The sequence below is a fragment of the Marinimicrobium sp. ARAG 43.8 genome, from assembly GCF_050113635.1.
Taxonomy (GTDB): Bacteria; Pseudomonadota; Gammaproteobacteria; order Pseudomonadales; family Cellvibrionaceae; genus Marinimicrobium.
The window spans coordinates 941,960-962,622 of record NZ_JBNJLT010000001.1 but is presented as its reverse complement, the minus strand read 5'-3'; the positions used below and the strand labels follow the sequence as shown (position 1 = coordinate 962,622).

Annotated in this window: 14 protein-coding genes; 12 read left to right on the top strand and 2 right to left on the bottom strand. The window is 56.7% G+C overall.

The window, feature by feature from the left end; genetic code table 11:
• The first annotated feature begins 70 nt into the window (after window positions 1–70).
• The 3 genes from ahpF (at window position 71) to ACQCLF_RS03985 (ending at window position 3,132) form a co-directional block, all read left to right on the top strand.
• Window positions 71–1,672, top strand: coding sequence for an alkyl hydroperoxide reductase subunit F (gene ahpF / locus ACQCLF_RS03995; protein WP_426984993.1), 1,602 nt, complete (start codon window positions 71–73; stop codon window positions 1,670–1,672).
• A gap of 77 nt (window positions 1,673–1,749) precedes the next feature.
• Window positions 1,750–2,760 (top strand): zinc-dependent alcohol dehydrogenase family protein, encoded by a 1,011-nt coding sequence (locus ACQCLF_RS03990; RefSeq protein WP_426984992.1) that lies wholly within the window; start codon window positions 1,750–1,752, stop codon window positions 2,758–2,760.
• A gap of 93 nt (window positions 2,761–2,853) precedes the next feature.
• On the top strand, window positions 2,854–3,132 hold the full coding sequence (locus ACQCLF_RS03985) for a hypothetical protein (RefSeq protein ID WP_426984991.1): 279 nt from the start codon (window positions 2,854–2,856) through the stop codon (window positions 3,130–3,132).
• On the opposite strand, the gene ACQCLF_RS03980 is transcribed toward ACQCLF_RS03985, so the two are convergent.
• Complete coding sequence (locus ACQCLF_RS03980) at window positions 3,129–4,247, bottom strand: endonuclease/exonuclease/phosphatase family protein (RefSeq protein ID WP_426984990.1); 1,119 nt, start codon at window positions 4,245–4,247, stop codon at window positions 3,129–3,131. The genes ACQCLF_RS03985 and ACQCLF_RS03980 overlap by 4 nt on opposite strands.
• A gap of 346 nt (window positions 4,248–4,593) precedes the next feature.
• On the opposite strand from ACQCLF_RS03980, the gene ACQCLF_RS03975 reads away from it, so the two are divergent.
• The 5 genes from ACQCLF_RS03975 to ACQCLF_RS03955 all read left to right on the top strand — a co-directional run bounded on the left by ACQCLF_RS03975 (window position 4,594) and on the right by ACQCLF_RS03955 (window position 14,709).
• Window positions 4,594–7,740, top strand: coding sequence for a TonB-dependent receptor (locus ACQCLF_RS03975; protein WP_426984989.1), 3,147 nt, complete (start codon window positions 4,594–4,596; stop codon window positions 7,738–7,740).
• Between the two features lie 492 nt (window positions 7,741–8,232).
• Window positions 8,233–9,585: a TolC family protein gene (locus ACQCLF_RS03970; protein ID WP_426984988.1), complete on the top strand. Its 1,353-nt coding sequence runs from the start codon at window positions 8,233–8,235 to the stop codon at window positions 9,583–9,585.
• Window positions 9,582–10,526 carry an efflux RND transporter periplasmic adaptor subunit gene (locus ACQCLF_RS03965; RefSeq protein WP_426984987.1) on the top strand — a complete coding sequence of 315 codons (945 nt, stop codon included), beginning with the start codon at window positions 9,582–9,584 and terminating at the stop codon, window positions 10,524–10,526. Before ACQCLF_RS03970 ends, ACQCLF_RS03965 begins: the two co-directional genes overlap by 4 nt.
• A gap of 15 nt (window positions 10,527–10,541) precedes the next feature.
• Window positions 10,542–13,661, top strand: a complete 3,120-nt coding sequence (locus ACQCLF_RS03960; RefSeq protein WP_426984986.1) for an efflux RND transporter permease subunit — start codon at window positions 10,542–10,544, stop codon at window positions 13,659–13,661.
• Window positions 13,662–13,761: 100 nt separating this feature from the next.
• Window positions 13,762–14,709, top strand: coding sequence for a cation diffusion facilitator family transporter (locus ACQCLF_RS03955; RefSeq protein WP_426984985.1), 948 nt, complete (start codon window positions 13,762–13,764; stop codon window positions 14,707–14,709).
• Between the two features lie 38 nt (window positions 14,710–14,747).
• Here ACQCLF_RS03955 and ACQCLF_RS03950 read toward each other — a convergent pair whose 3' ends face one another.
• Complete coding sequence (locus ACQCLF_RS03950; RefSeq protein WP_426984984.1) at window positions 14,748–15,557, bottom strand: hypothetical protein; 810 nt, start codon at window positions 15,555–15,557, stop codon at window positions 14,748–14,750.
• Window positions 15,558–15,660: 103 nt separating this feature from the next.
• Between ACQCLF_RS03950 and ACQCLF_RS03945 the strand changes: the two genes are divergently transcribed.
• From ACQCLF_RS03945 to ACQCLF_RS03930, 4 genes are all read left to right on the top strand, one after another.
• Window positions 15,661–16,320, top strand: a complete 660-nt coding sequence (locus ACQCLF_RS03945) for a Fe2+-dependent dioxygenase (protein WP_426984983.1) — start codon at window positions 15,661–15,663, stop codon at window positions 16,318–16,320.
• A gap of 143 nt (window positions 16,321–16,463) precedes the next feature.
• Window positions 16,464–16,772 (top strand): hypothetical protein, encoded by a 309-nt coding sequence (locus tag ACQCLF_RS03940; RefSeq protein ID WP_426984982.1) that lies wholly within the window; start codon window positions 16,464–16,466, stop codon window positions 16,770–16,772.
• A gap of 103 nt (window positions 16,773–16,875) precedes the next feature.
• Window positions 16,876–17,430, top strand: coding sequence for a CBS domain-containing protein (locus tag ACQCLF_RS03935; RefSeq protein WP_426984981.1), 555 nt, complete (start codon window positions 16,876–16,878; stop codon window positions 17,428–17,430).
• 292 nt (window positions 17,431–17,722) lie between these two features.
• Window positions 17,723–20,647, top strand: a complete 2,925-nt coding sequence (locus tag ACQCLF_RS03930; protein WP_426984980.1) for a TonB-dependent receptor — start codon at window positions 17,723–17,725, stop codon at window positions 20,645–20,647.
• The last annotated feature ends 16 nt before the right edge of the window (window positions 20,648–20,663 follow it).

The following is a 20,663-nucleotide window of genomic DNA, read 5'->3' as shown; positions in this document are numbered from 1 at the left end:
TGCCTTTCCTGGCCTTTTTTCTGGCTGCTTTTTTAAGGGCTATTGACCACTTTTTATGCAGGACACACTGATGTTGGACGCCACTTTGAAACAGCAACTGGACACCTATTTGCAAAAGATCAATGATCCGATTGAAATTCGTGTGTCCGGTGATGAGTCTTCCCAATCCTCTGAAATGACAGACCTGGCCGAGGAGATAGCAGGGCTCTCCAGCCTTATTACGGCCACCGCCGGGCAAGGCCGTCGCCGGCCGGCGATGGCGGTCGCTCCCAGCGGGGAAGAACCGCGTGTGAGTTTTGCCGGCATTCCCATGGGGCATGAGTTTACCTCGCTGGTGCTGGCGCTGTTACAGGCGGGTGGCTACCCCTCCAAGGCCGATCCTGAACTTCTGGAGCAGATTCGTCAGCTCGAGGGTGAATACCATTTTGAAACCTTTATATCCCTGTCGTGCCAGAATTGCCCGGATGTGGTTCAGGCGCTGAATGTGATGGCCCGACTCAACCCGAACATTACCCATGAAATGGTTGATGGCGCACTGTTCCAGGACGAAGTTGATGAGCGGCAGATCATGGCCGTGCCCTCGGTTTACCTGAACGGTGAGCATTTTGGACAGGGGCGCATGAGCCTGCAGGAGATCGTCAACAAACTCGATGCCGGGGCCAGTGAACGCAAGGCCGCCGCGCTGAGTGAGCGGGACCCCTACGATGTCCTGATTGTCGGCGGTGGCCCGGCGGGCGCGGCGGCAGCGATCTACGCGGCCCGCAAGGGCGTTCGCACGGCGTTGTTGGCGGAACGCTTTGGAGGCCAGGTGATGGATACCGTGGGTATTGAGAACTTTATATCCGTGCCCTATACCGAAGGCCCAAAACTGTCGGCCGCGCTTGAGCAACACGTCAAGGAGTATGGTGTAGACATTATTACGGAGCAGCGTGCCGCCAGCTTGAAGCGAAATCGCCGATGGCTGGAAACGTCGCTCGAAAGCGGGGCAACGCTGTCGAGCCAGTCCGTGGTCCTGGCGACGGGTGCACGCTGGCGCGAGCTGGGGGTGCCGGGCGAGTCCACCTATCGAACCAAAGGTGTCGCCTACTGCCCGCACTGTGATGGCCCTTTCTTCAAGGGCAAGGACGTGGCCGTTATTGGCGGTGGCAACTCCGGGGTAGAGGCGGCCATTGATCTGGCGGGTATCGTGCGGCATGTGACCCTGCTGGAATTTGGCGACCAGTTAAAAGCGGACGAGGTGTTACAGAAAAAAGCGCGCTCCCTGCCCAACGTGGACATCATTACGGGCGCACAAACCACAGAGATTCTCGGTGACGGGCAGAAAGTGACCGGGCTGGCCTATACCGACCGCTCTTCAGGGGAGTCCCGTGAGGTAACACTGGCGGGTGTATTTGTGCAAATTGGTCTGGTGCCCAATACCGAGTGGTTGAAAGGTGGTGACCTGGCACTGAACCGGTTTGGTGAAATCGAGATCGACGCTCGCGGCGCGACGTCTATGCCCGGCGTGTTTGCCGCAGGGGACGCCACCACCGTGCCCTACAAACAAATTGTCATCTCCATGGGGGCAGGCGCGACGGCGGCGCTCAGTGCATTTGATCACTTGATTCGCACCTCGGTGGAAGACAGTGATGCGTCCCAACGCCGGGAGCAGCCCGAGGGTGCTCTTGCCTGACGGCACCTGAAGCGCTGCTTTATTGCTACACTGCGTTTACGGTATTGATCCATTTACGACACAGTCAGGGGGAAGTCATGAAAGCCTTTGTGGTGAGAAACCCAGCCAGTCTTGAGTCCCTGGAGCTTCGTGAACAACCCGAGCCGAATGAACCCGGGCTCGGTGAAATTCGGGTGCGATTGCACGCCAGCTCCCTGAATTACCATGATTACAGCGTGGTCACTGGTGCTATTCCCACCCAGGACGGACGGATTCCAATGTCGGATGGCGCCGGCGTGGTGGACGCCGTCGGACCTGATGTTCAGGACTTTGTGCCGGGAGATCGGGTGGTGTCGACCTTCTTCCCGAACTGGCTGGCGGGACCTCCTCCCATCGGGGATTTTTCCACCACGCCGGGTGACGGCATAGACGGTTATGCCCGGGAGTGGGTGGTCTGCCCGGAACGTTATTTCACGCATGCCCCGGCGGGCTACACCCATGAAGAAGCCGCCAGCCTGACCACCGCGGGTCTCACCGCTTGGCGGGCGCTGATGGTCGATGGCCCTCTCAAGCCCGGTGCGACGGTGCTGACGCTGGGAACGGGCGGGGTTTCCATTTTTGCCGTGCAGTTGGCCAAGATGATGGGGGCGAGGGTGATTTCCACGTCGTCTTCGGACGCCAAGCTGGCTCGTCTGTCCGAGTTGGGTGCGGATGAGGTCATCAACTATCGCCGTGAGCCGGAGTGGGGTAAGCGGGTGATGGAGATGACGAACGGACGCGGTGCTGACCATATTATTGAGGTGGGTGGCCCGGGTACGCTGCCGCAATCCATTCAGGCCGTGGCCATCGGCGGGCATATCGCATTGATCGGTGTATTGACCGGGGTGGCGGGAGAAGTCCCTACAGCCCGGTTAATGACTCGCCAGGCTCGTCTGCAAGGGCTGATTGTCGGCAGCAGGACCGAGCAGCAGGCGTTCGTTCGTGCGCTGGAAGTGAATGGCGTCCGCCCGATTATCGATCAGACGTTTGAGCTGGAGGCCATCGCGGACGCGTTTCGTCATGAAGCATCGGGCCAGCATTTCGGGAAAATCGGCCTCTCAATAGCCTAGACAAAAGGGCGGGGGAAGGGCTGTTCAATACAGGGAGGTTCCGTATAATGATGGAAAAATGCGCCAAGCCTACAACAAACGATAACAGCCCTGATGCAATCCACCACTGCCAATGCCAAGAATTCCAGCGTATTCCTGGCGTCCATTATCAAAGTGGACATCGAGCAGACGCCTCTTGCCCAGGCGGTGGCAAAACGCCGCCAGTTCCGGCACCTGCCGCTGCGGTGGCTGGCGGAACGGGTGAAAACCGTCGAGGGTCTGGAAAAGCGATTGGCGATGAAACAGAACCTGGACAATATCAATCGCACCCTGTTGGAACTGTACCAACACAGCGCTCACAATGTGCAAGCGCTGTTTAATGAATTGCCTTAATGACCGCCCTCCGCCCCGACGCAGATATCCACCCAGACCAGCCGATGATCGGAGCTGGTTTCCCGATCCTCCACCAGCCGGGATAACGGATCGTCTTTTGACGGCCAGAATACCCCGCTATCGATAACGGTAAACTCGCGCGAAGGAAGAACATAATCGGCGCGCAAGCCCCAACTGACAGTGTGCGAAGCCGCGTGAGGATCGTCTGGACGAGCCTCGGTGGCACCCCGGCTCTCGGGGGTGACCGCCTGCACGCGAGGGTGATGGATCAGGTCGGCGATGATCTCACGATGGCTCTCACCTTGCACCGGGGACGCATTGAGATCACCGGCGATAACAAAGCCCTGTTCGGACGACAGTCCGCCCCGCTTTCCTTGATCATCGTACAGGTAGCTCGCTGTGCCATTCAGATAATCGACCCACAGCCGGATCTCGTCGTGGTTGCGCAGACCGTTGCGATCTTCAGGGCCATCAAACACTGGTGGGGTCGGGTGACTGGCCAGCAGATGAAGGGTGTGCGTGCCGATGTGGATTGGCAGGTCCCAGTGGGATTTTGAGGAAAGCCTGAATATCTCCATAACTTCCGGGGTGTAATAATCGCTGCCGTCAGGACGGCGCGGTAGTCGAGCGTCCGGCATATCGCTCCACCGAAAATTTTGAAAAGTGCGAGCCGCGCTTTCATTAATGGGGTACTGGCTCAAGACGGCCATGCCGTACTGCCCGGGGTAATGCCCGAAACCGTAAGCGTCTTCCGGCGCGCTGATATTGCCATCCCCATTCTGGTCTATAGGCGTCAACACCCCGGTGTTGACCGGAGCGGTGAACCGATAGGGGTAGTGAATGGGCGATTGGCCGGATTGTGGCTGGTCCAGATAGTGTTGTTGAAACCGATCCAGGCCTTCGGTTTGCGGTGTTATGTAATCAAATTCATTCAGCAGAATAATATCCGGTCGCACTCGCTGAATGATTTCTGCAATGTTCCGAATTTGTGGATGGGTTCCGCTCGACAGGTGTTGCCGCAAAGCCTCGGGGTGAATGTCGGTGCTCGGTGACCGGTAATTGTCGGCTTCCATGCTGACGTTGAAGGTGGCGATACGCACAGGTTGACGACACATCTTTTCGAGAGATCCTGTTTGTGAAGGCAAACCCTGGAATGAGCAAGCCGTGATCCAAACCGTGCAGGCCAAAACGAAAGGAATTCGCTGCATCATATTGCTACCTAATAGGGCGGCCTTCGTTGCGGTCACACCGACAGGAAAGGCATCAGCCTAACGGATTTTCACGCGTTTTGCACAGGCATTTTGTTCGCGTTTTGCTTGCCATCAGACTGTCATCGCACGGTCATTTTATCGTCACCGAATCGTCGTCTCTTTTCCCTATAGTCCCTGAATCGTAATTTTTATTCTTCGATGTTGCGCCTGGCTAGACCGGCCGGGCGCTGCCTTACTCAGGGGATGACACATGAAAACAATATTTGTTCGACGCGCGCTTGGCGTGGCTGTCATGGCGGCCATGGGGTATACCGCAACGGGCCTTGCCCAGCAAACCAGTTCCTCCATCCAGGGGCTGGTAACGGATAATGGCGGTGACGTGGTTAATGACGCCGAGGTGTTGGTTACCCACCTTCCCTCCAATAGCCGAAGCCGTCTTACCACCAACAACGCAGGCCGCTTCAATGCGGATGGTTTACGCGTAGGCGGACCTTACACGATTACGATCCGCTCCTCTGAGGGTGAACGCACCGTTGAAGATGTTTATCTCTCCCTCGGCGATGCGTACGATCTGGAAGTGGTCATGGGCGCTGTGGTCGCCGAGGATATTGTCGTGGTCGGTAATCTGATCGAGCAGAATTTCGGGGCGGTTGGCCCCAACTCCACTTTCTCTGAAGCGGACCTTCGCAACGCGCCCGCTATCAATCGTGATATTAAAGATGTCGTTCGTCTGGACCCACGCATTTATGTGGATGAAGCGTTCAACGATTCCATTCAGTGTGCCGGTGCCAATCCCCGCTTTAACAGTTTGACGGTGGATGGTGTTCGCATGAACGACAATTTTGGGTTGAACAGCAATGGTTATCCCACAGAGCGCATGCCGTTTTCCTACGACGCAATTGAGCAGGTATCCGTTGAGCTGGCGCCGTTCGACGTGCAGTACGGTGGGTTCAGCGCCTGTAACATCAATGCGGTCACGCGCTCCGGCACGAATGAAGTGCACGGCTCCGTGTTCTTTGACTATACCGACGATTCCCTCAGTGGCGACTCGCTCGAAGGTGATCGCATTGATATCGCCCCGTTTGATGAACAACGTTATGGCTTCAGCGTCGGTGGCCCTATTGTCAAAGACAAGCTGTTCTTCTTTACAGCGTATGAAAAGCTTGAAGGTGTCAGCACGTTTGGTCGCGGGCCTGCGGATAGTAACGTCGCCACGCCGGTGGAAGGCGTCAGTCAGGATCAGATTGACGAGATCGCCCGCATCGCCCGCGACGTGTACGATTATGAGCCGGGTGGATTTCCCAGCAGTCTGCCCATCGAAGATGAAAAGCTGTTAGTGAAACTCGACTGGAATATTAACGAAGATCATCGCGCGGCATTGACGTACAACTACAACGATGGCTTCAGTATCAGCCAGTCCGATGGCGACTCCAATGAGCTGGAATTCTCCAATCATTACTACGAACGCGGTGCGGAGCTTAACAGCTACGTGGGCCACCTGTTCTCGGATTGGAACGATCAGTTTTCCACGGAAGTGAAACTGGGCTACCAAAAACTGGAAAACCGGCAGCTGTCGTTGGCGGGGGTCGACTTTGGTGAAGTGCAGATTAGCACAGAGAACGATCACGACAACGACGGCACCCCGTCCGAAGCCACCGTCTATCTCGGTGCGGACGATTCCCGTCATGCCAACAAGCTCAGCTACGAAACGTATAACCTGAAGCTGGCCGGCACTTACTCTCTGGATAACCAGTCATTCACATTGGGCTTCGAGCGTGAAGAGTTCGAGGTGTTCAATATGTTTGTGCAGGAGTCAGAAGGCGAGTACCGTTTTGATTCGATTGAAGATTTTGAAGCCGGTACACCCAGCACCATTATTTACGAAAACGCCAGTGGCACCAATGTGAAGGAAGATGCGGCAGCCGAGTTTGGCTACGCCATCAATACGCTCTACCTTCAGGACGAAATCTATTTTGGTCGCAACGACCTCACCGTGGTCGCCGGCTTGCGGTACGACTGGTATGAGAGTAACGATGTACCCGTCTGGAACCGCGATATTCTTCACTCCTACGGACTGGATAACGAGCAAAACCTGGACGGTAAGGACCTGTTGCAACCGCGCCTGGGTTTCACCTGGAATGTGACGCCCGCCATGGAGTTGCATGGCGGGGTAGGGCGTTACTCGGGGGGCAACCCGAACGTATGGGTGTCCAACAGCTACTCCAACGACGGCGTCACCCAGATTGAAGTGAGCGATGATTCCGGAACGTCTGTTTTTGATAGGCCTTTCACCGGTAATGGTCGACCGATTTACGACATTCCACAGGATCTGTATGACCGCGTAGCCGCCGGTGAAGGCGGGGCCGGTGGGGTGAACCTGCTCGACCCGGACTTCAAAATTCCCTCGGCCTGGAAGTATGCGTTGGGTGGTAGCTACGACTTTGGTAACGACCTGCTGTTGTCGGCCGACTTACTGTACAGCGAGATGGAAGATGCGGCGATCATCTCTGACATCTCCCGCGTGCAAACCGGCACCGCCATTGATGGCCGGCCAGTGTATGGCAGCATTGACGGTCGTTCGGAAGACTTTATGTTGACGAACGCAAAGGGCGATTCCGGCAAGTCCTTAACTTTTTCGGTAGGGCTCAGCAAGTACTTTGATTTCGGTCTGGAAACCGCCTTCGGTTACGCCTACAGCGATGCTGAAGATGTGAATCCCATGACCAGCTCGGTCGCCTTCTCCAACTACACCAACCTGGCCACGGCGAATCCGGAAAATCCCGGCGCCGCCACTTCCAACTACAATATTCCTCACCGCTTTACTGCGAAGATAGCGTATGAAAAAGCCTTTTTCGGTGATTACAACACCCGCATTACCCTGTTTGGTTCCGCGAACGAAGGCCGACCCTACAGCTACACCGTCGATGATGGCTTCCTGTTTGGCGACTCCACCGGGTTTATTCAGCGGCATCTACTGTATGTCCCCACCGGGCTCGATGATCCATCTGTCGTATTTGGCGATGAATTTAATACCGGTGCATTTTTTGACTGGGTAGATCAGGAAGGATTGGATCGGGGGCAGATCATGCCGCGCAATGATGTCTATAGCGACTGGTGGGTGAAATTCGACCTCAAACTTGAACAGGAACTGCCCGGCTTTATGAATGATCACCGATCGTCCTTGTTCATGGTGGTTGAGAACCTGGGCAATCTGCTGAATGATGACTGGGGCGTGCAGTACGAAACCAGCTTCCCGAGAATGCAGACCGCCGTATCAGCCAGTATGGACGACCAGGGACGTTACGTTTATGAGAGCTTCAATGACCCGTCCGGTCCGACTCGTGTGGGGGATGCGTCTCTGTGGAAAATTCGCATCGGGCTGCGGTACGACTTCTAAGCGTTCCCCGAGAGAATCGGGGTGCTTGCGGCAGGGCCGGAATCAGTTGTAGACTTCGGTCATGAAGCGAACTGCCCTGATGATATTCCTGATAGTGCTTTCGGTCGCGAACCTCGTGTTCGCGGCTGATTGGCATGAGGCGGATCAGGGAGCCGCTTTGGAGCACGTTGTGCCGGATGGGGAACTGTCGTCCAACGTTCGACTCCGCACGCCGAGCACAACCACGCGCATCCTCCCGGCGGTAGCTGTAGCCATGCGCACAGCTGTCACGCCCACGCTCACCTCTTTTCCATGGCGTTTAATGGCCATCACACGTCTCTGAACAGAAGCCATCGCTGGCAAACCCTGGCGTTGCCCATGCCTCCCCAGCATTTTATGGCGCCCGACGTTCCCCCTCCCATCGCCTGACTTTTCCCAAATGATCAAGCCGCCACGGTTACCGTACTGAGTGACGGTGGCGTTCTCCCTATTTGGAAAACAGGCAGATTAGGCATGTTTACAATTCTCGACGGCCAAAGCGCGAGGCGGATTGCGCTGGGGCTGCTATTGGTTGTCTTTCCGGCGCTGACGTGGGCGATAGATAGTTCGCCAGGATCGACGCCACCTCCCGACGGGACAACCTTGACACTTCAGCAGGCTCTGGCTTACACGCTGGAGCGTCATCCCGAACTATCCCAGTTTCCGTATCGCCAGCGCGCCGCCGATGCGCGCGCTTTGCAGGCAGGTTTATCGCCCAACCCGGAGTTGTCTCTGGAAGTGGAAAATGTGGCCGGCAGCGGTCGGTTTTCCGGCACTGACTCGGCGGAAGCCTCGCTGGTACTCAGTCAGTTGATAGAGCTCGGAGGTAAACAGGCGAGCCGCGAAAAAGTGGCTCGTTACCAAAGAGAGATGGTCGACAGTGACTACGATCTGATGCGTTGGCAGGTGCTGGCGGAAACCGTACGTCGGTTTCTTGCCGTTGCGTCGGCTCAAGAAGCGCAGAGGCTCGCTGAGCTGTCACTCAGCCTTACGCGGGAGAGCCGGGATGTAAGCCGTCGCCTGGCGACAGCGGGTGCCGCTAATGAGGCTTCTTTGCAGCGATCGATTATCGCAGTGAGTCGCGCCGAGGTGGCGGTCTTCGAATCTGAACAAAGGCTGGCGGCGGCCCGAGTCTCATTGGCCGTTCAGTGGGGGGATACTGAGCCACGTTATACAAAGGTCGCGGCCGATCTTTATCAACGGGTCCCGCTTCCCGGCTTCTCTGAGGTTCGCGAAAATCTGAAGCGGGCACCAGAGTTGATGCGCTTTGTGACGGAGCGTCGTTTACGTGAGGCCGAGCTGCAATTGGCGCAAGCTCAGGGCCGGCAGGATCTGAGGGTCGGGATCGGGATAAAACAGATACAGGAAAGCGACGATCAGGCGCTTACCTTCAGCCTGTCCATGCCGCTCGGATTTCGAAATCGCAACCAGGGGGCTATTGCAGCGAGTCAGGCGGAGTTCGAGCAACTCACGCTGGAGGAGCAGGCAACCCGTATCCAACTGATGGCGCGCCTTCAGCAAGTGTACCAGCAGCTGGAGATGTTTCGAAAAACCGTAACACTATTGCAATCGGACGCACTGCCAGCGGCTAGGAAATCGCTCGCCAGTATTACGAAAGGCTATGAACAGGGCCGGTACTCCTATCTTGAGTTAGCCGAAGCACGCCGGGAACGTATAGCGGTTGAGCGTGACGCGCTGCAAGCGGCCACAGACTTTTATCAGACATTGGTAACGCTGGAACAGCTGGTAGGCAGGGGGCTTGCAGGCCCTTGGCCTATTGAACCAAACCGGTCTTTCTCTGCTACAGAATTACAAGGTGACTCATGAACAGTGTGGCTGATTGTCGAAAAGTATTCGCGTGCGTTCTATTGACGCTCTTAAGTTTTTTCGCGCTTTCCCCGGCTATTGCAGAGGAAGACCACGATCACGATCACGAAGAGAGCGAAGAAGCGTCGCACATCAGTGCGGCCGATCTGGAGGCTCTGGGGGCAGAAGTTGCCGTTGCCGGTCCAGGTACCATTGCGCGCACGATTTCTCTACCGGGTGAGGTAACGCTGAATAGCGAAGCGGTTGCGCGAATCAGTCCGCGCTACACCGCGCAGCTGGTAACAGTCAGTGCCCGGATAGGTGACACGGTAGAGGCGGGCGAAACGCTGGCCGAAGCGGAGAACTCACAAACGCTGCAACGCTTTCCGTTGCGGTCGTTAATTGACGGCACCGTTATCCAGCGGGAGGTGGTGCTGGGGGATCAAATCCAGCCTTCGGAGGTGGCGTTTGTGGTGGCCGACTTGTCAACGCTGTGGGTCGACATCGCACTCTACCCGCAGGACCTGGCACAGGTGCGTAGCGGGCAGGTCGCACGTTTAAGTACCACCTTTGGTCCTGAGCCGACGGAGGTACGCATTGACTATGTGTCGCCCAGTGTGAGCGAAATATTACGCACCGGTATGGCCAGAGTATTCCTGGATAACACCCACGGAGAATGGCGGCCGGGCATGTTTGTTCAGGCCGATGTGGTCGTGGCCACGTCAGAGGTTGATATCGCGGTGCCCCACAGCGCGGTTATTGAGTACGAGGGGAATACCGTCGTGTTTGTGCAAGAGGGCGATCAGTGGCATCCCCGAACCGTCGAACTGGGTCAGCGTGGCAATGAGAGGGTCGCGGTTCAGTCTGGTCTGCAGGTAGGTGACACCTATTTGGCAAAAGGCGGGTTTATGGTGAAAGCCGATTTGCAAAAAAACGAATTCGAATCCGGTCACAATCACTAACGGCGGAGAAACAGTATGCACGCATTGATACGTTATGCGTTGGGCAGCCGCCTTCTGGTGATCGCGTTTTTGTTGGCGGTCGTCACAGGTGGTTATTTTTCCTATCGCAGTTTGCCGGTGGATGCCTACCCGGATATTTCACCAGCGCTGGTTCAAGTGTTTGTGGAAACTGAAGGGCTGGCCCCAGAGGAAGTGGAGAAATATGTAACCTATCCAGTAGAGAGCGCCATGAATGGCTTGCCAGCGCTGGATCATGTGCGCTCGGTCTCGAATTTTGGTTTGTCAGTCGTGAACATTTACTTTGAGGACGGGACGGATATCTACTTCGCCCGTCAACTGGTGAGCGAGCGATTGCAAAATGCCCGACAATCCATACCGGACGGTTTTGGTGACCCGGTAATGGGGCCAATCACCACCGGCCTCGGGCAAATTCTCTTTTATGTGCTGGAGGACACCACTGGCGAATACACGCCCATGGAGTTGCGGGAGGTGCAGGACTGGATTGTGAAATTCAATCTGCAAACCGTAAAAGGCGTAACGGAAGTGCTGTCAATTGGCGGCGAGGTTAAACAGTTTCAGATCCGTATTGACCCTAAGGCATTGAGTCAATATCGAATCTCTCTTCCGGAAATCAAGCGGCGCATCGAAGCTAACAATGCCAATGCCGGAGCGCAATTCATCGTGCAAAACGATGAGCAGTTTATTGTCCGTTCTGTCGGGCTTGTCGAAAACCTCGATGACCTGGGCAACGTCGTCATAAAAACGGTGGATGGCGTGCCCATATATTTGAAGCAGCTGGGAGAGCTGACGCTCGGCGGTGACATTCGGCGAGGCCTCACCACGATGAACGGCAGGGGCGAGGTGGTAGTTGGTATGGTGCTGAAGCTTATTGGCGCCAACACCTCCAGCGTGATCAGTGCGGTCAAGCAGGAGCTGAGCACTATTAATGCCAATTTGCCGGAGGGCATCGAAGTCGCCCCATACTACGATCAGGCGCAGTTGGTTGAGGCGGCAGTCAGCACGGTGGTTAATGCCCTGGTGCAAGGCGTGGTTCTGGTTGCCATTGTGCTTCTGGCGTTTATGGGAGGGTGGCGGTCCAGTCTTGTCGTGGCCCTGTCTATTCCGTTCTCTGTGGGGTTGGCGTTGGTGGCGATGAAGTTTTTTGGAATCTCCTCCAATCTGATGTCACTCGGCGGCCTGGCGATTGCAATCGGGATGATGGTGGATGGCGCCGTGGTGGTGGTGGAAAACGTTGACAGGAGGTTGCGCGAAGCCAGGGCGGACGAGTCGCGCTTGCATGTGGTGGGTCGTGCCTGCCAGTTGGTGGCCCGTCCCATCGTGTTCGCCATCAGTATTATCGTCGTCGTGTTTATTCCGCTGTTTACCTTGCAAGGCGTGGAGGGCGCCACCTTTCGTCCTTTGGCCTACACCGTCTCATTGGCAATGCTGGGGTCGCTGATCTTTGCGTTGATCATCGCGCCGGTGCTGTCGGTGGCACTCATGCGTCGCCCCAAGCGCCCGGCGGGTTCGACCGGTTCAGGAGGGATCGTCGGCATTTTGGAGCGGCGCTATCAGCCCGTGGTCAGCGCTTTGGTGCGACGGCGTGGCGTGGCCGTCGCTATCGCGGTGATCGTGTTAGGCGTGGGCTTGGCGGTGGTGCCCCGCCTGGGCTCCGAATTCGTTCCTCGGTTTAATGAAGGGGACTTGTTGATTCGGGCAACGATGTCGCCTTCTATTTCTCTGGAGAAAGCCGAGGCGTCCATGACGTTGTTCGAACGGCGTCTGCTTGAGCAATTTCCGGAAGTGACGCAAGTGGTGACGCGCATCGGCCGCGGGGAGGTGGGCGCCCATGCCGATCCGGTGAACAGTGCGGAAATTTTTGTCGCGTTGAAGCCACAGCAGGAATGGGAGACGGCGGATTCACTTGAAGGATTGTACTCGGCAATGAGCCGCGCGTTTGAAGACTTTCCCGGTGCGCAGTTTAACTTTACGCAGCCCATCGCCGCTGCGGTGGACGAACTGCTGACAGGGACCAAGGCTGAGCTGGCGGCCAAGTTGTTTGGGGATGACCTGGCGGTTTTGGATCGCAAAGCGGCTGAGATAGCGCAGGTCATGCGCTCGGTTCCCGGTGCAGAAGACGTTCAAAAAGATCAGGTCAGCGGAACACCTCAGGTTCGTATTCGTTTGAATCGCGAGGCGATTGCGCGCTACGGGTTGAGCGTATCCGAGGTGCAGGAGACACTGAGCGTAGCGGTGGGTGGTGCCAGCGCTGGCCAGGTGTTTGAGGGCATTCGCCGGTTTGATATCAACCTTCGATTACAGGGGGATGCACGGGATCGCACCGACGAGATTCGGCAACTGAAAGTTCACACTACGCAGGGACAACAAGTGCCGTTGCGTGAATTGGCTACAGTGGAGGAAGTCTCGGGGCCCAGGCAAGTAACGCGTGAAAACAATCAGCGCTTTATTACCGTCCAGGCCAACGTTCGGGGTCGCGATATCGGATCATTTGTTGCGGAGGCTGACCGGGTGATTGCCGATCAGGTGGAGCTGCCCCCGGGCTACTTCCTGAAATGGGGCGGGCAGTTTGAGCTGCAACAGAAAGCCAATCAGCGGCTGGCGATTGTGGTTCCCATTACGCTGGTCCTGGTGTTTCTGATGTTGTACGCCAACTTCGGGTCGGTGCGCAACGCGCTGCTGATTATGCTGAATATTCCGTTGGCGCTGGTGGGCGGGGCGGTATCGTTATGGCTCAGCGGACTCAGCCTCTCGGTACCTGCATCGGTTGGCTTCATCGCCTTGTTTGGTATTGCGTTGGAAAATGGACTGGTGCTGGTCAGTTACCTGAATGAGTTGGTCCGCAACGGTGTTCCCATGGCCCAGGCCTGTGTTCAGGCCGCCGTCTCTCGCTTGCGCCCGGTCATTATGACCGCCGTGACCACCGGCTTGGGTTTGCTACCGTTGATGTACGCTACCGGAACCGGCAGTGAAGTACAGCGCCCGCTGGCCACCGTTGTGGTAGGAGGCCTGGTCACCGCCACTATCCTGACGTTGCTGATTTTACCCGCGCTCTATCCGTGGTTTGTCGGCCGTTCAGCCTACAGGCAAGCCTGGCGCGGTGCCAACGTAGAGTGATTGTTGGAGCCATGCGATCTGTCAGACTTTGAGGAGCCTATCGTCATGTCCGGTATAACCGCCTATAGTAAAGATGAAAATTTCTTGTGTGGTGACGTTTATGCATAAGCACTTTCATGGATATCACGCTCATGGACATCACTCTCACTCCCATGGGGATCACCATCAGGGAAACGGCAGCAGCCGTCGGATCGCCTGGGCGTTTTTTCTGAATCTCGGATTTACCGTGATTGAGTTTATCGGCGGGCTGCTCACCAACAGCACCGCGATCATGGCCGATGCGGTCCATGACCTGGGCGACAGCCTGTCCATTGGCTTGTCCTGGGTGTTGGCCAAATTCAGTGGGCGTGAGGCCTCGGGCTCATTCACCTATGGCTACCGGCGTTTCTCTTTGCTGGGGGCGTTGATCAACGGACTGGTTCTGGTCGCCGGTTCGTTGTGGGTGCTGGCCGAGGCATTACCGCGTCTGGTCGATCCGCAAATGCCAGTGGTCGAGGGCATGCTGGGGCTGGCCGTGTTCGGAGTGACGGTGAATGGTTATGCCGCCTATAAACTCAGCGAGGGTAAAACGCTGAATGAGCGAGTGCTTAACTGGCACTTGCTCGAAGATGTGCTGGGATGGCTGGCGGTGCTGGTGGTGTCGGTCGTCATGCTGTTTGTGGACTGGCCCATTCTGGACCCGCTGCTGTCCATTGGCTTTACGCTGTTTATTTTAATTAATGTTGCGCGCAATTTCTGGGAGACGGTGCGTTTGTTCTTGCAGGCAACGCCCTCACCGGAGACGCGCGCGGAGATTGAGCGAGCACTGGAGGCCTTACCGGGTGTCTGTGGCATTCACCATTTGCATTTCTGGTCGCTGGATGGCGAGCATCATGTACTGACGGCACATCTGAGCGTGTCGGGGTTGCGCACCGCGGATGAGGTCCGTTTGCTGAAGGAGAGGGTGTCCGTGGCGCTGGCCGATTATGATCTGGCGCACACGACCGTGGAACTGGAATTGGAGGATGAACAATGTCGGGACGTCAGTGGGGCCAGGGTGCCGCACTGATTCTCTACGGCGGCACCCGGTTCGGATAAGCTGGGGGATCAGTCGAGATCCCACGCGGCTAGCTGGATACGGGCGGCCGCGCCGTACAAAGTACTGGCGTCACCGTCGATATTGCCCTCCGGAACCAGCATCGGCCACAGGGGGCGTACTAGTTCAAGCTGTGCACTGACTTCGTCGACAATACCCGGGCCTTCGGCGCGCTGGGCATCGGTCAGGTTGGCCAGGCGGATGCGGGCGATTTCCACGAAGCCCATGGCATCCTGGTATTCGTGAGCGTTGACGATTTCACCGTTTTTCACCCCGATCGCGTACTCTTCGGCGGCTACACGAACCATACGCTCAATGCCCAGCAAAGCGGTTTTCAGGCTGTCATCCGCGGCATTCTCAGCGGTGGCTACCGCCTGCTCGAGTTCGCGGTGACGCTGCTCGACAGTTTCCTCGGACTCCCCGTTTTCAACGGCGTTGGCCAGGGCGCTCAACTCGTCAGCGAAGCCATCGTTATCCCTCGCCTCAAGCGCGGGCAACAAACCCGCGTACAACTCATCGCCCGGGTGTTTCATGTGCGTCAGCGCCATGTCTTTATGGCCGTGCTTGTAGAGCTGCACACCGACCCACAAATGGCCCCGTACCAGACCCAACTGCCCCAGGAAAGCGGCATCGTTGGTAGTGAGATCAATGTCGACCGCTCCCTCGGCTTCGCCGCCACCGGTAGCGGCTGCCGCCTGCATGGCGGAGTGGCTGCTGTGTGAGTTTACGGCGTCGTGCTCACCGGAGTGATTTTCTGCCATGGCACTGCCTGCAATCAGGGCGGCGCCGAGGCCTAGCCAAACTTTACGCTGTTCATTCATGGCGTTTATGTCTCTTAGTTGGATTTCAATGAATTGTGACAAGTCGCTATAATACGGGCGATTTTGTCATAAATGAGATTGAGTCTCAATATAGGTGGCGTCGATGATTTTGTACCTGCAGCACGTGCTGGACCCCGGCACCCTGGAAGCCGTTCGGGAACGCCTGGCGGATCAGGCGTTCGACGACGGCGCGACCAGTGCCGGCTGGGCCGCCCGCGAGGTAAAACGCAACGAGCAGGCGAGGGATGATAAGTCCCGCGCGGCGGTACTCTCCCTGGTGGAGTCCCACCTGCGTAAGCATGCCCTTTTTGCCAGCGCTGCGCTGCCCAAGGCGTTCCCCCGTTTGTTGATTAACCGGTATGGGCCCGGCATGCACTACGGGTCTCATATGGATGACAGCGTGGTTCACGGGCAGCGCACGGATTTGTCGTTCACGCTGGGGCTGACGCCGCTGGCGGACTATGAAGGCGGGGAGCTGGTGCTGGAGGACAGCACCGGGGATCGCGCCTGGCGCGTGGGTGCTGGCGACGTATTGCTGTATCCCTCCACGTTTTTGCACCGGGTCGAAGCGGTGCGCTCCGGCACCCGCCTGGCCGTGGTCGGTTGGGTGCGCAGCCTGGTGCGCCATGACCATCAACGGGAGATTCTGCTGGATCTCGATACGGCGATGCGCACTGAATTTGATGAAAAAGGAAAAACCGCGCAATTTGATCGGCTGAGCCGGAGCCGAAATAATTTGCTGCGACTGTGGGCGGAGGATTGAACTTGTCGCGCTTGGCCCCCATCTAAGTGTCAGGTTAAGAAACGTAGTTTTGCTTGTGTTCCGGGAATTGTTCCGGTAGCGTCAAGGATACTGACGCCAAGTCAGGCCGCTTTCAGAATTTATTAAGGCGATACACACACACCATGTTCTTGCGTCCTTTTTATGCCATCCTGACCGCCCTGTTGCTGGGTGTGAGTCTGTCGGGTCCCACAGTGGCCACGGCAGAAGGCATTTATGAAGCGCATGAAAAGGTGTTCAAAACGGCGGTGGGAGACCGGGTTGCGCTTCCTCCCAATACCGTGGATCACGACTCCGAGGATGTAGGTGCCCCATTCGTGGCGCTGGTGCCTCAAAGCCACGGATTTTCGTCCCCTGTCCTTGCCTCTTTTCCATTTGTCAAAGGGCCGGATGCCCAATGCCCCCCGGCTCGCGCCTCCCCTCTGTACCTCTAAACCGCATTGATTGAATCAGTCGGCGACTGTGCCGATGTGTGAATTTACTCGCGCCTGTATTGATTGCCAGTCGCGTTTTAGAGCGTGTTATAGAGGTAGTACCATGAAAACATTGAACGTTTACCGTCTCGACCCTGTTGACCACCTGGTAAAACCCCAGGAGTTTTCCGATGTTGATGAATTCTCTCCGGCGTTGAGCCTGATGACGGATTTCCGCACCCATCAGCCGCACATCGTCAGTGCTAATGTTCCGGCGTTGGGCGTGGCGCGCCTGATGGCCATGGAGGGCGTGGACAGCAAGCTGGTCGTGGACCGGGATCATGAATTTATCGGCTTGTTGACTGCGGATCGCCTGTCGGAACAGTATATCCTGGTGACTCAGACCATGCAGGGCGTGGAGCGGTCCGAGCTGACCGCCGCTGACATGATGCTCCCGCGAGCCGCTATTCCCGCGCTGGATTACGAAGCACTGAAAGGCGCTACGATCAGGGATCTGGTGCGTACGCTGCGTGAAGCGGGTGAAAACCATTGCCTGGTGCTTGACCGTGACGAGCACCACATTCGGGGCCTGATCTCCGTTCAGGATATTGCCGAACGCTTGCACCGCGACGTTCAAGTGCGCCCCAAAACCTCCATTATGAACGCTGTACAGGCTTGATGCGCTTGCCCCGCCCAACCCCGGCGGGGCTTTTTTAACCACAGCTTTCCTTTTTACCACGCCCTCTTCCCCACTTCCTTCTCCCTCGCCTGAGGCTGACCTAAGACTGAAATGTCACTGACTTTTACGGCGGTCGGCTACCCTGCCGGAAAGTATTGCAATTTGCTTTGGTATTAAATACCATTATTTTTTTATAAGTGTGAAAATAAGTATCAGGCCAGGCCGGTGCTTGTCCTCCAGTGGGTCGGACGGACGTTCTCAACAATCAGAAATATGCACCTGGAGTGAATATATGAAGTATCACTGTTTTACCCCCAAGGCGCTTGCGTCGCAAATCACCCTGGCTACAGCCGGGTTGTTGTCCGTGGGCAGCTGGGCGCAGGCACCGGCTCAACCGATGGTCGAGGAAGTTGTGGTGGTCGGCTTGGCAGCCAGCCAGGAGAGAAACCTGGATGCCAAGCGGTTCGCCAACAGCGTCACCGACACGGTGACCGCCGAGGAGATCGGCAAACTGCCGGATGTGACCATCGCCGACACACTGCAGCGAGTGCCGGGGGTTCAAATCCGTCGTTCGGCGGGTGAAGGCTCTACCATTAATGTTCGCGGCATGCCCCAGGTGACGGCGCTGCTCAATGGCGAGCAGTTCCTCAGTGCCGGTTCGATCACGACGGTACAGCCGGACTTCACCGATGTGCCGTCCTCCCTGATTTCCGGTCTTGAAGTCCATAAGTCTCCTACCGCTTCGCTGTTGGCCGGGGGTGTTTCCGGCACGATTAACATGCAAACGGTGCGTCCGTTCGATCTCGATGAAGGGCTGACACTATCCGGTAACGCGGAGATGAGCCGCGGCTCCGAATCCAAAGAGGATGACGGCAAGCTCTCCGCGTTTGCCGGTTTTAACCATGGGGATTTTGGCGTTGTCGTAACCGCGACATTCGATCAGAGCAATCTGGCCAACTATCGCAATGGCACCATCCTGAACGGTATGGAAGTGATTGGTGAAGATGAGCGGGATCAGCGCGATTTCAACAACGACGGCGATAACAATGACAGCTTCCTGACCCAACGCTTTCACGGCGTGATGGACAAAACCACCGAACGGGAGCGGATGGGCCTGAGTACCAGTGTTCAAGCCAATCTGTCGGACAGCCTGGAGTTCATCGGTGATGTGTTCTACACCGAAATGGATGATTACGACCGGCAGCAGGGGATGATGATCGATACGGTGCGCGGTAACAACTGGGCCTATTCGGACGACTTCGATGCGCGCCTGGAAGGCCCGCTGGGTGGCTCGATCTATACCACCAACCGTGCCACGCTGATGGTGCCCCGTGTCAGCTCCTACTCCGAGTCGCTCACCAATGGTCGTGAGTCCACCAACGTCAACCTGCAACTGAATTACGACAACGGTGGTCGTTTGCGCGGCTCTGCCCGATATCTGCACGGGGATGCCGAGCGCACCCACACCGAGAACGTTGCCCACGGATTTATCACCAGCGGTGAGCAACACGGCTTGCTGCGCAATGATGGCGGTGGCGTCGAGCCGGTCAACCCGCGAGGTTACGGGCCCGATCTGGTAGAGGTGGGCTTTGATCGCACTGGAAAATACGTTGATCTGGCGTTCGAGCCGGGTTTTGGCGACGACATTACGCGCTATAACCTGGTTTCCACCTACTCGGAAAACAATTTCACCGAAGAAGCTTCTCTTGATGTATTGCGCCTCGACGGCAGCTACGACTTTGACGCGAACCACATCACCAGTGTGGATTTTGGGGTGCGGTATGGTCAGCGTGATGTTGATCGCGAAACCTACATTCTGGTCGCACCCTTTACCACCGGTTCCCTGTCGGCGGATGTGATGTGGAAGGACTCTGGCGCTTCCTTGGGCGATACCAATGGCGATGGTGAAAACAGCGTGGCGGGCGGGGACCTGACGCTTGGCTCCACGCAGTACTACACCGATCTGCCGGATGGCTGGGTGAATGAGCGAACTAACTTCGGCCCGAGCAAGCTCGGTGGAACCTTTTACTTCGTGAATCCTGAAATGCTGGATGACAACGTTGCTTTTCAGAATGCCATCTATCCGGGCAATAAAGCTTTGGTCGATCCAGCGACCTCCTACAGTGTGGAGGAGGCTACTCAAACCGCGTACGTTCAGGTGAACTTTGAGGGTGACATCGGTTCTTTCCCGTACTCCGGGAATATTGGCGCCCAGTATATTCAGACTGACCTGGATATTATGCAGAATCTGGTGGGTGGGGGCAGCCCCTGTTCGCTGTGTACCGTGTCGAACAAGATCGGCGAGGAAACCATCGAGCGGAGCTACGATGATTTCCTGCCAGCTGCCAACCTGGCGATTGAGTTGACCGACGACGTGATTTTGCGTGCCGCCTACGCCAAAACCATGACCAGCCTGGATATTGATGACCTGGCTGGTGGTTTAAGTGTCGGTCGCAGTCGCGCTGGTAGCGTGTTGGGAGCCGAGCTGGGGGTTAACCCTGATTTAATGGTGGCTATCAACGGCGTTCAGAACGGCAATCCAGGTTTGGAGCCCTGGCGGTCCGACAATTTCGATCTGTCGGCCGAGTGGTATTTCGCTTCCAACAGCATGATCAGCCTGGCGGCCTTCTACATGGACATCGAATCCTTTATCGAAAGTGGCACCGTCATGATGGGGCTGCCGGACGAGGATGGCGTAGTGCGTCGTGAACTACCGGTCAGCACCAATATCAATGGTTCCGGCGGCAGCATTAAAGGGCTTGAGTTTGCCTATCAGCAAGCCTTTGATTTTCTGCCGGGTTTTTGGGGTGGTTTTGGGACCAGCCTGAACTTCACGTATGCCCCCAGCGACAGCGCCAACGTGGATGTTTATGGAAGTTCACTGCCGATTCAGGACAACTCGGAGCGTTCGGGTAACGCCGTGCTTTGGTATGAGCAGTACGGGTGGCAGGTGCGCCTGGCGGCCAACTATCGCAGTGACCGACTGGACCGCCTGGCCGATCCGTTGGGGCAAGGGGTTATTCCCATCTGGACAGATGCCACCACCTACATGGATCTTTCGGTGAGTTATGACGTGACGGATGAAGTCAGTGTGTACGTGCAGGGCAGCAACATTACCGAAGAGTTCGAAGACCAGTACGCGCAATGGGAAGACTATGTGATTACCCAAAACATCTACGAAAGCCGCTGGGCTTTGGGGGTGCGCGCCCGCTTCTAAACATCACCTACGATGC

Bases quoted from the DNA above. Each gene is read 5' to 3' on its own strand.
- ahpF (WP_426984993.1), top strand. From the start codon at position 71: ATGTTGGACGCCACTTTGAAACAGCAACTGGACACCTATTTGCAAAAG.
- ACQCLF_RS03990 (WP_426984992.1), top strand. From the start codon at position 1,750: ATGAAAGCCTTTGTGGTGAGAAACCCAGCCAGTCTTGAGTCCCTGGAG.
- ACQCLF_RS03985 (WP_426984991.1), top strand. From the start codon at position 2,854: ATGCAATCCACCACTGCCAATGCCAAGAATTCCAGCGTATTCCTGGCG.
- ACQCLF_RS03980 (WP_426984990.1), bottom strand. From the start codon at position 4,247: ATGTGTCGTCAACCTGTGCGTATCGCCACCTTCAACGTCAGCATGGAA.
- ACQCLF_RS03975 (WP_426984989.1), top strand. From the start codon at position 4,594: ATGAAAACAATATTTGTTCGACGCGCGCTTGGCGTGGCTGTCATGGCG.
- ACQCLF_RS03970 (WP_426984988.1), top strand. From the start codon at position 8,233: ATGTTTACAATTCTCGACGGCCAAAGCGCGAGGCGGATTGCGCTGGGG.
- ACQCLF_RS03965 (WP_426984987.1), top strand. From the start codon at position 9,582: ATGAACAGTGTGGCTGATTGTCGAAAAGTATTCGCGTGCGTTCTATTG.
- ACQCLF_RS03960 (WP_426984986.1), top strand. From the start codon at position 10,542: ATGCACGCATTGATACGTTATGCGTTGGGCAGCCGCCTTCTGGTGATC.
- ACQCLF_RS03955 (WP_426984985.1), top strand. From the start codon at position 13,762: ATGCATAAGCACTTTCATGGATATCACGCTCATGGACATCACTCTCAC.
- ACQCLF_RS03950 (WP_426984984.1), bottom strand. From the start codon at position 15,557: ATGAATGAACAGCGTAAAGTTTGGCTAGGCCTCGGCGCCGCCCTGATT.
- ACQCLF_RS03945 (WP_426984983.1), top strand. From the start codon at position 15,661: ATGATTTTGTACCTGCAGCACGTGCTGGACCCCGGCACCCTGGAAGCC.
- ACQCLF_RS03940 (WP_426984982.1), top strand. From the start codon at position 16,464: ATGTTCTTGCGTCCTTTTTATGCCATCCTGACCGCCCTGTTGCTGGGT.
- ACQCLF_RS03935 (WP_426984981.1), top strand. From the start codon at position 16,876: ATGAAAACATTGAACGTTTACCGTCTCGACCCTGTTGACCACCTGGTA.
- ACQCLF_RS03930 (WP_426984980.1), top strand. From the start codon at position 17,723: ATGAAGTATCACTGTTTTACCCCCAAGGCGCTTGCGTCGCAAATCACC.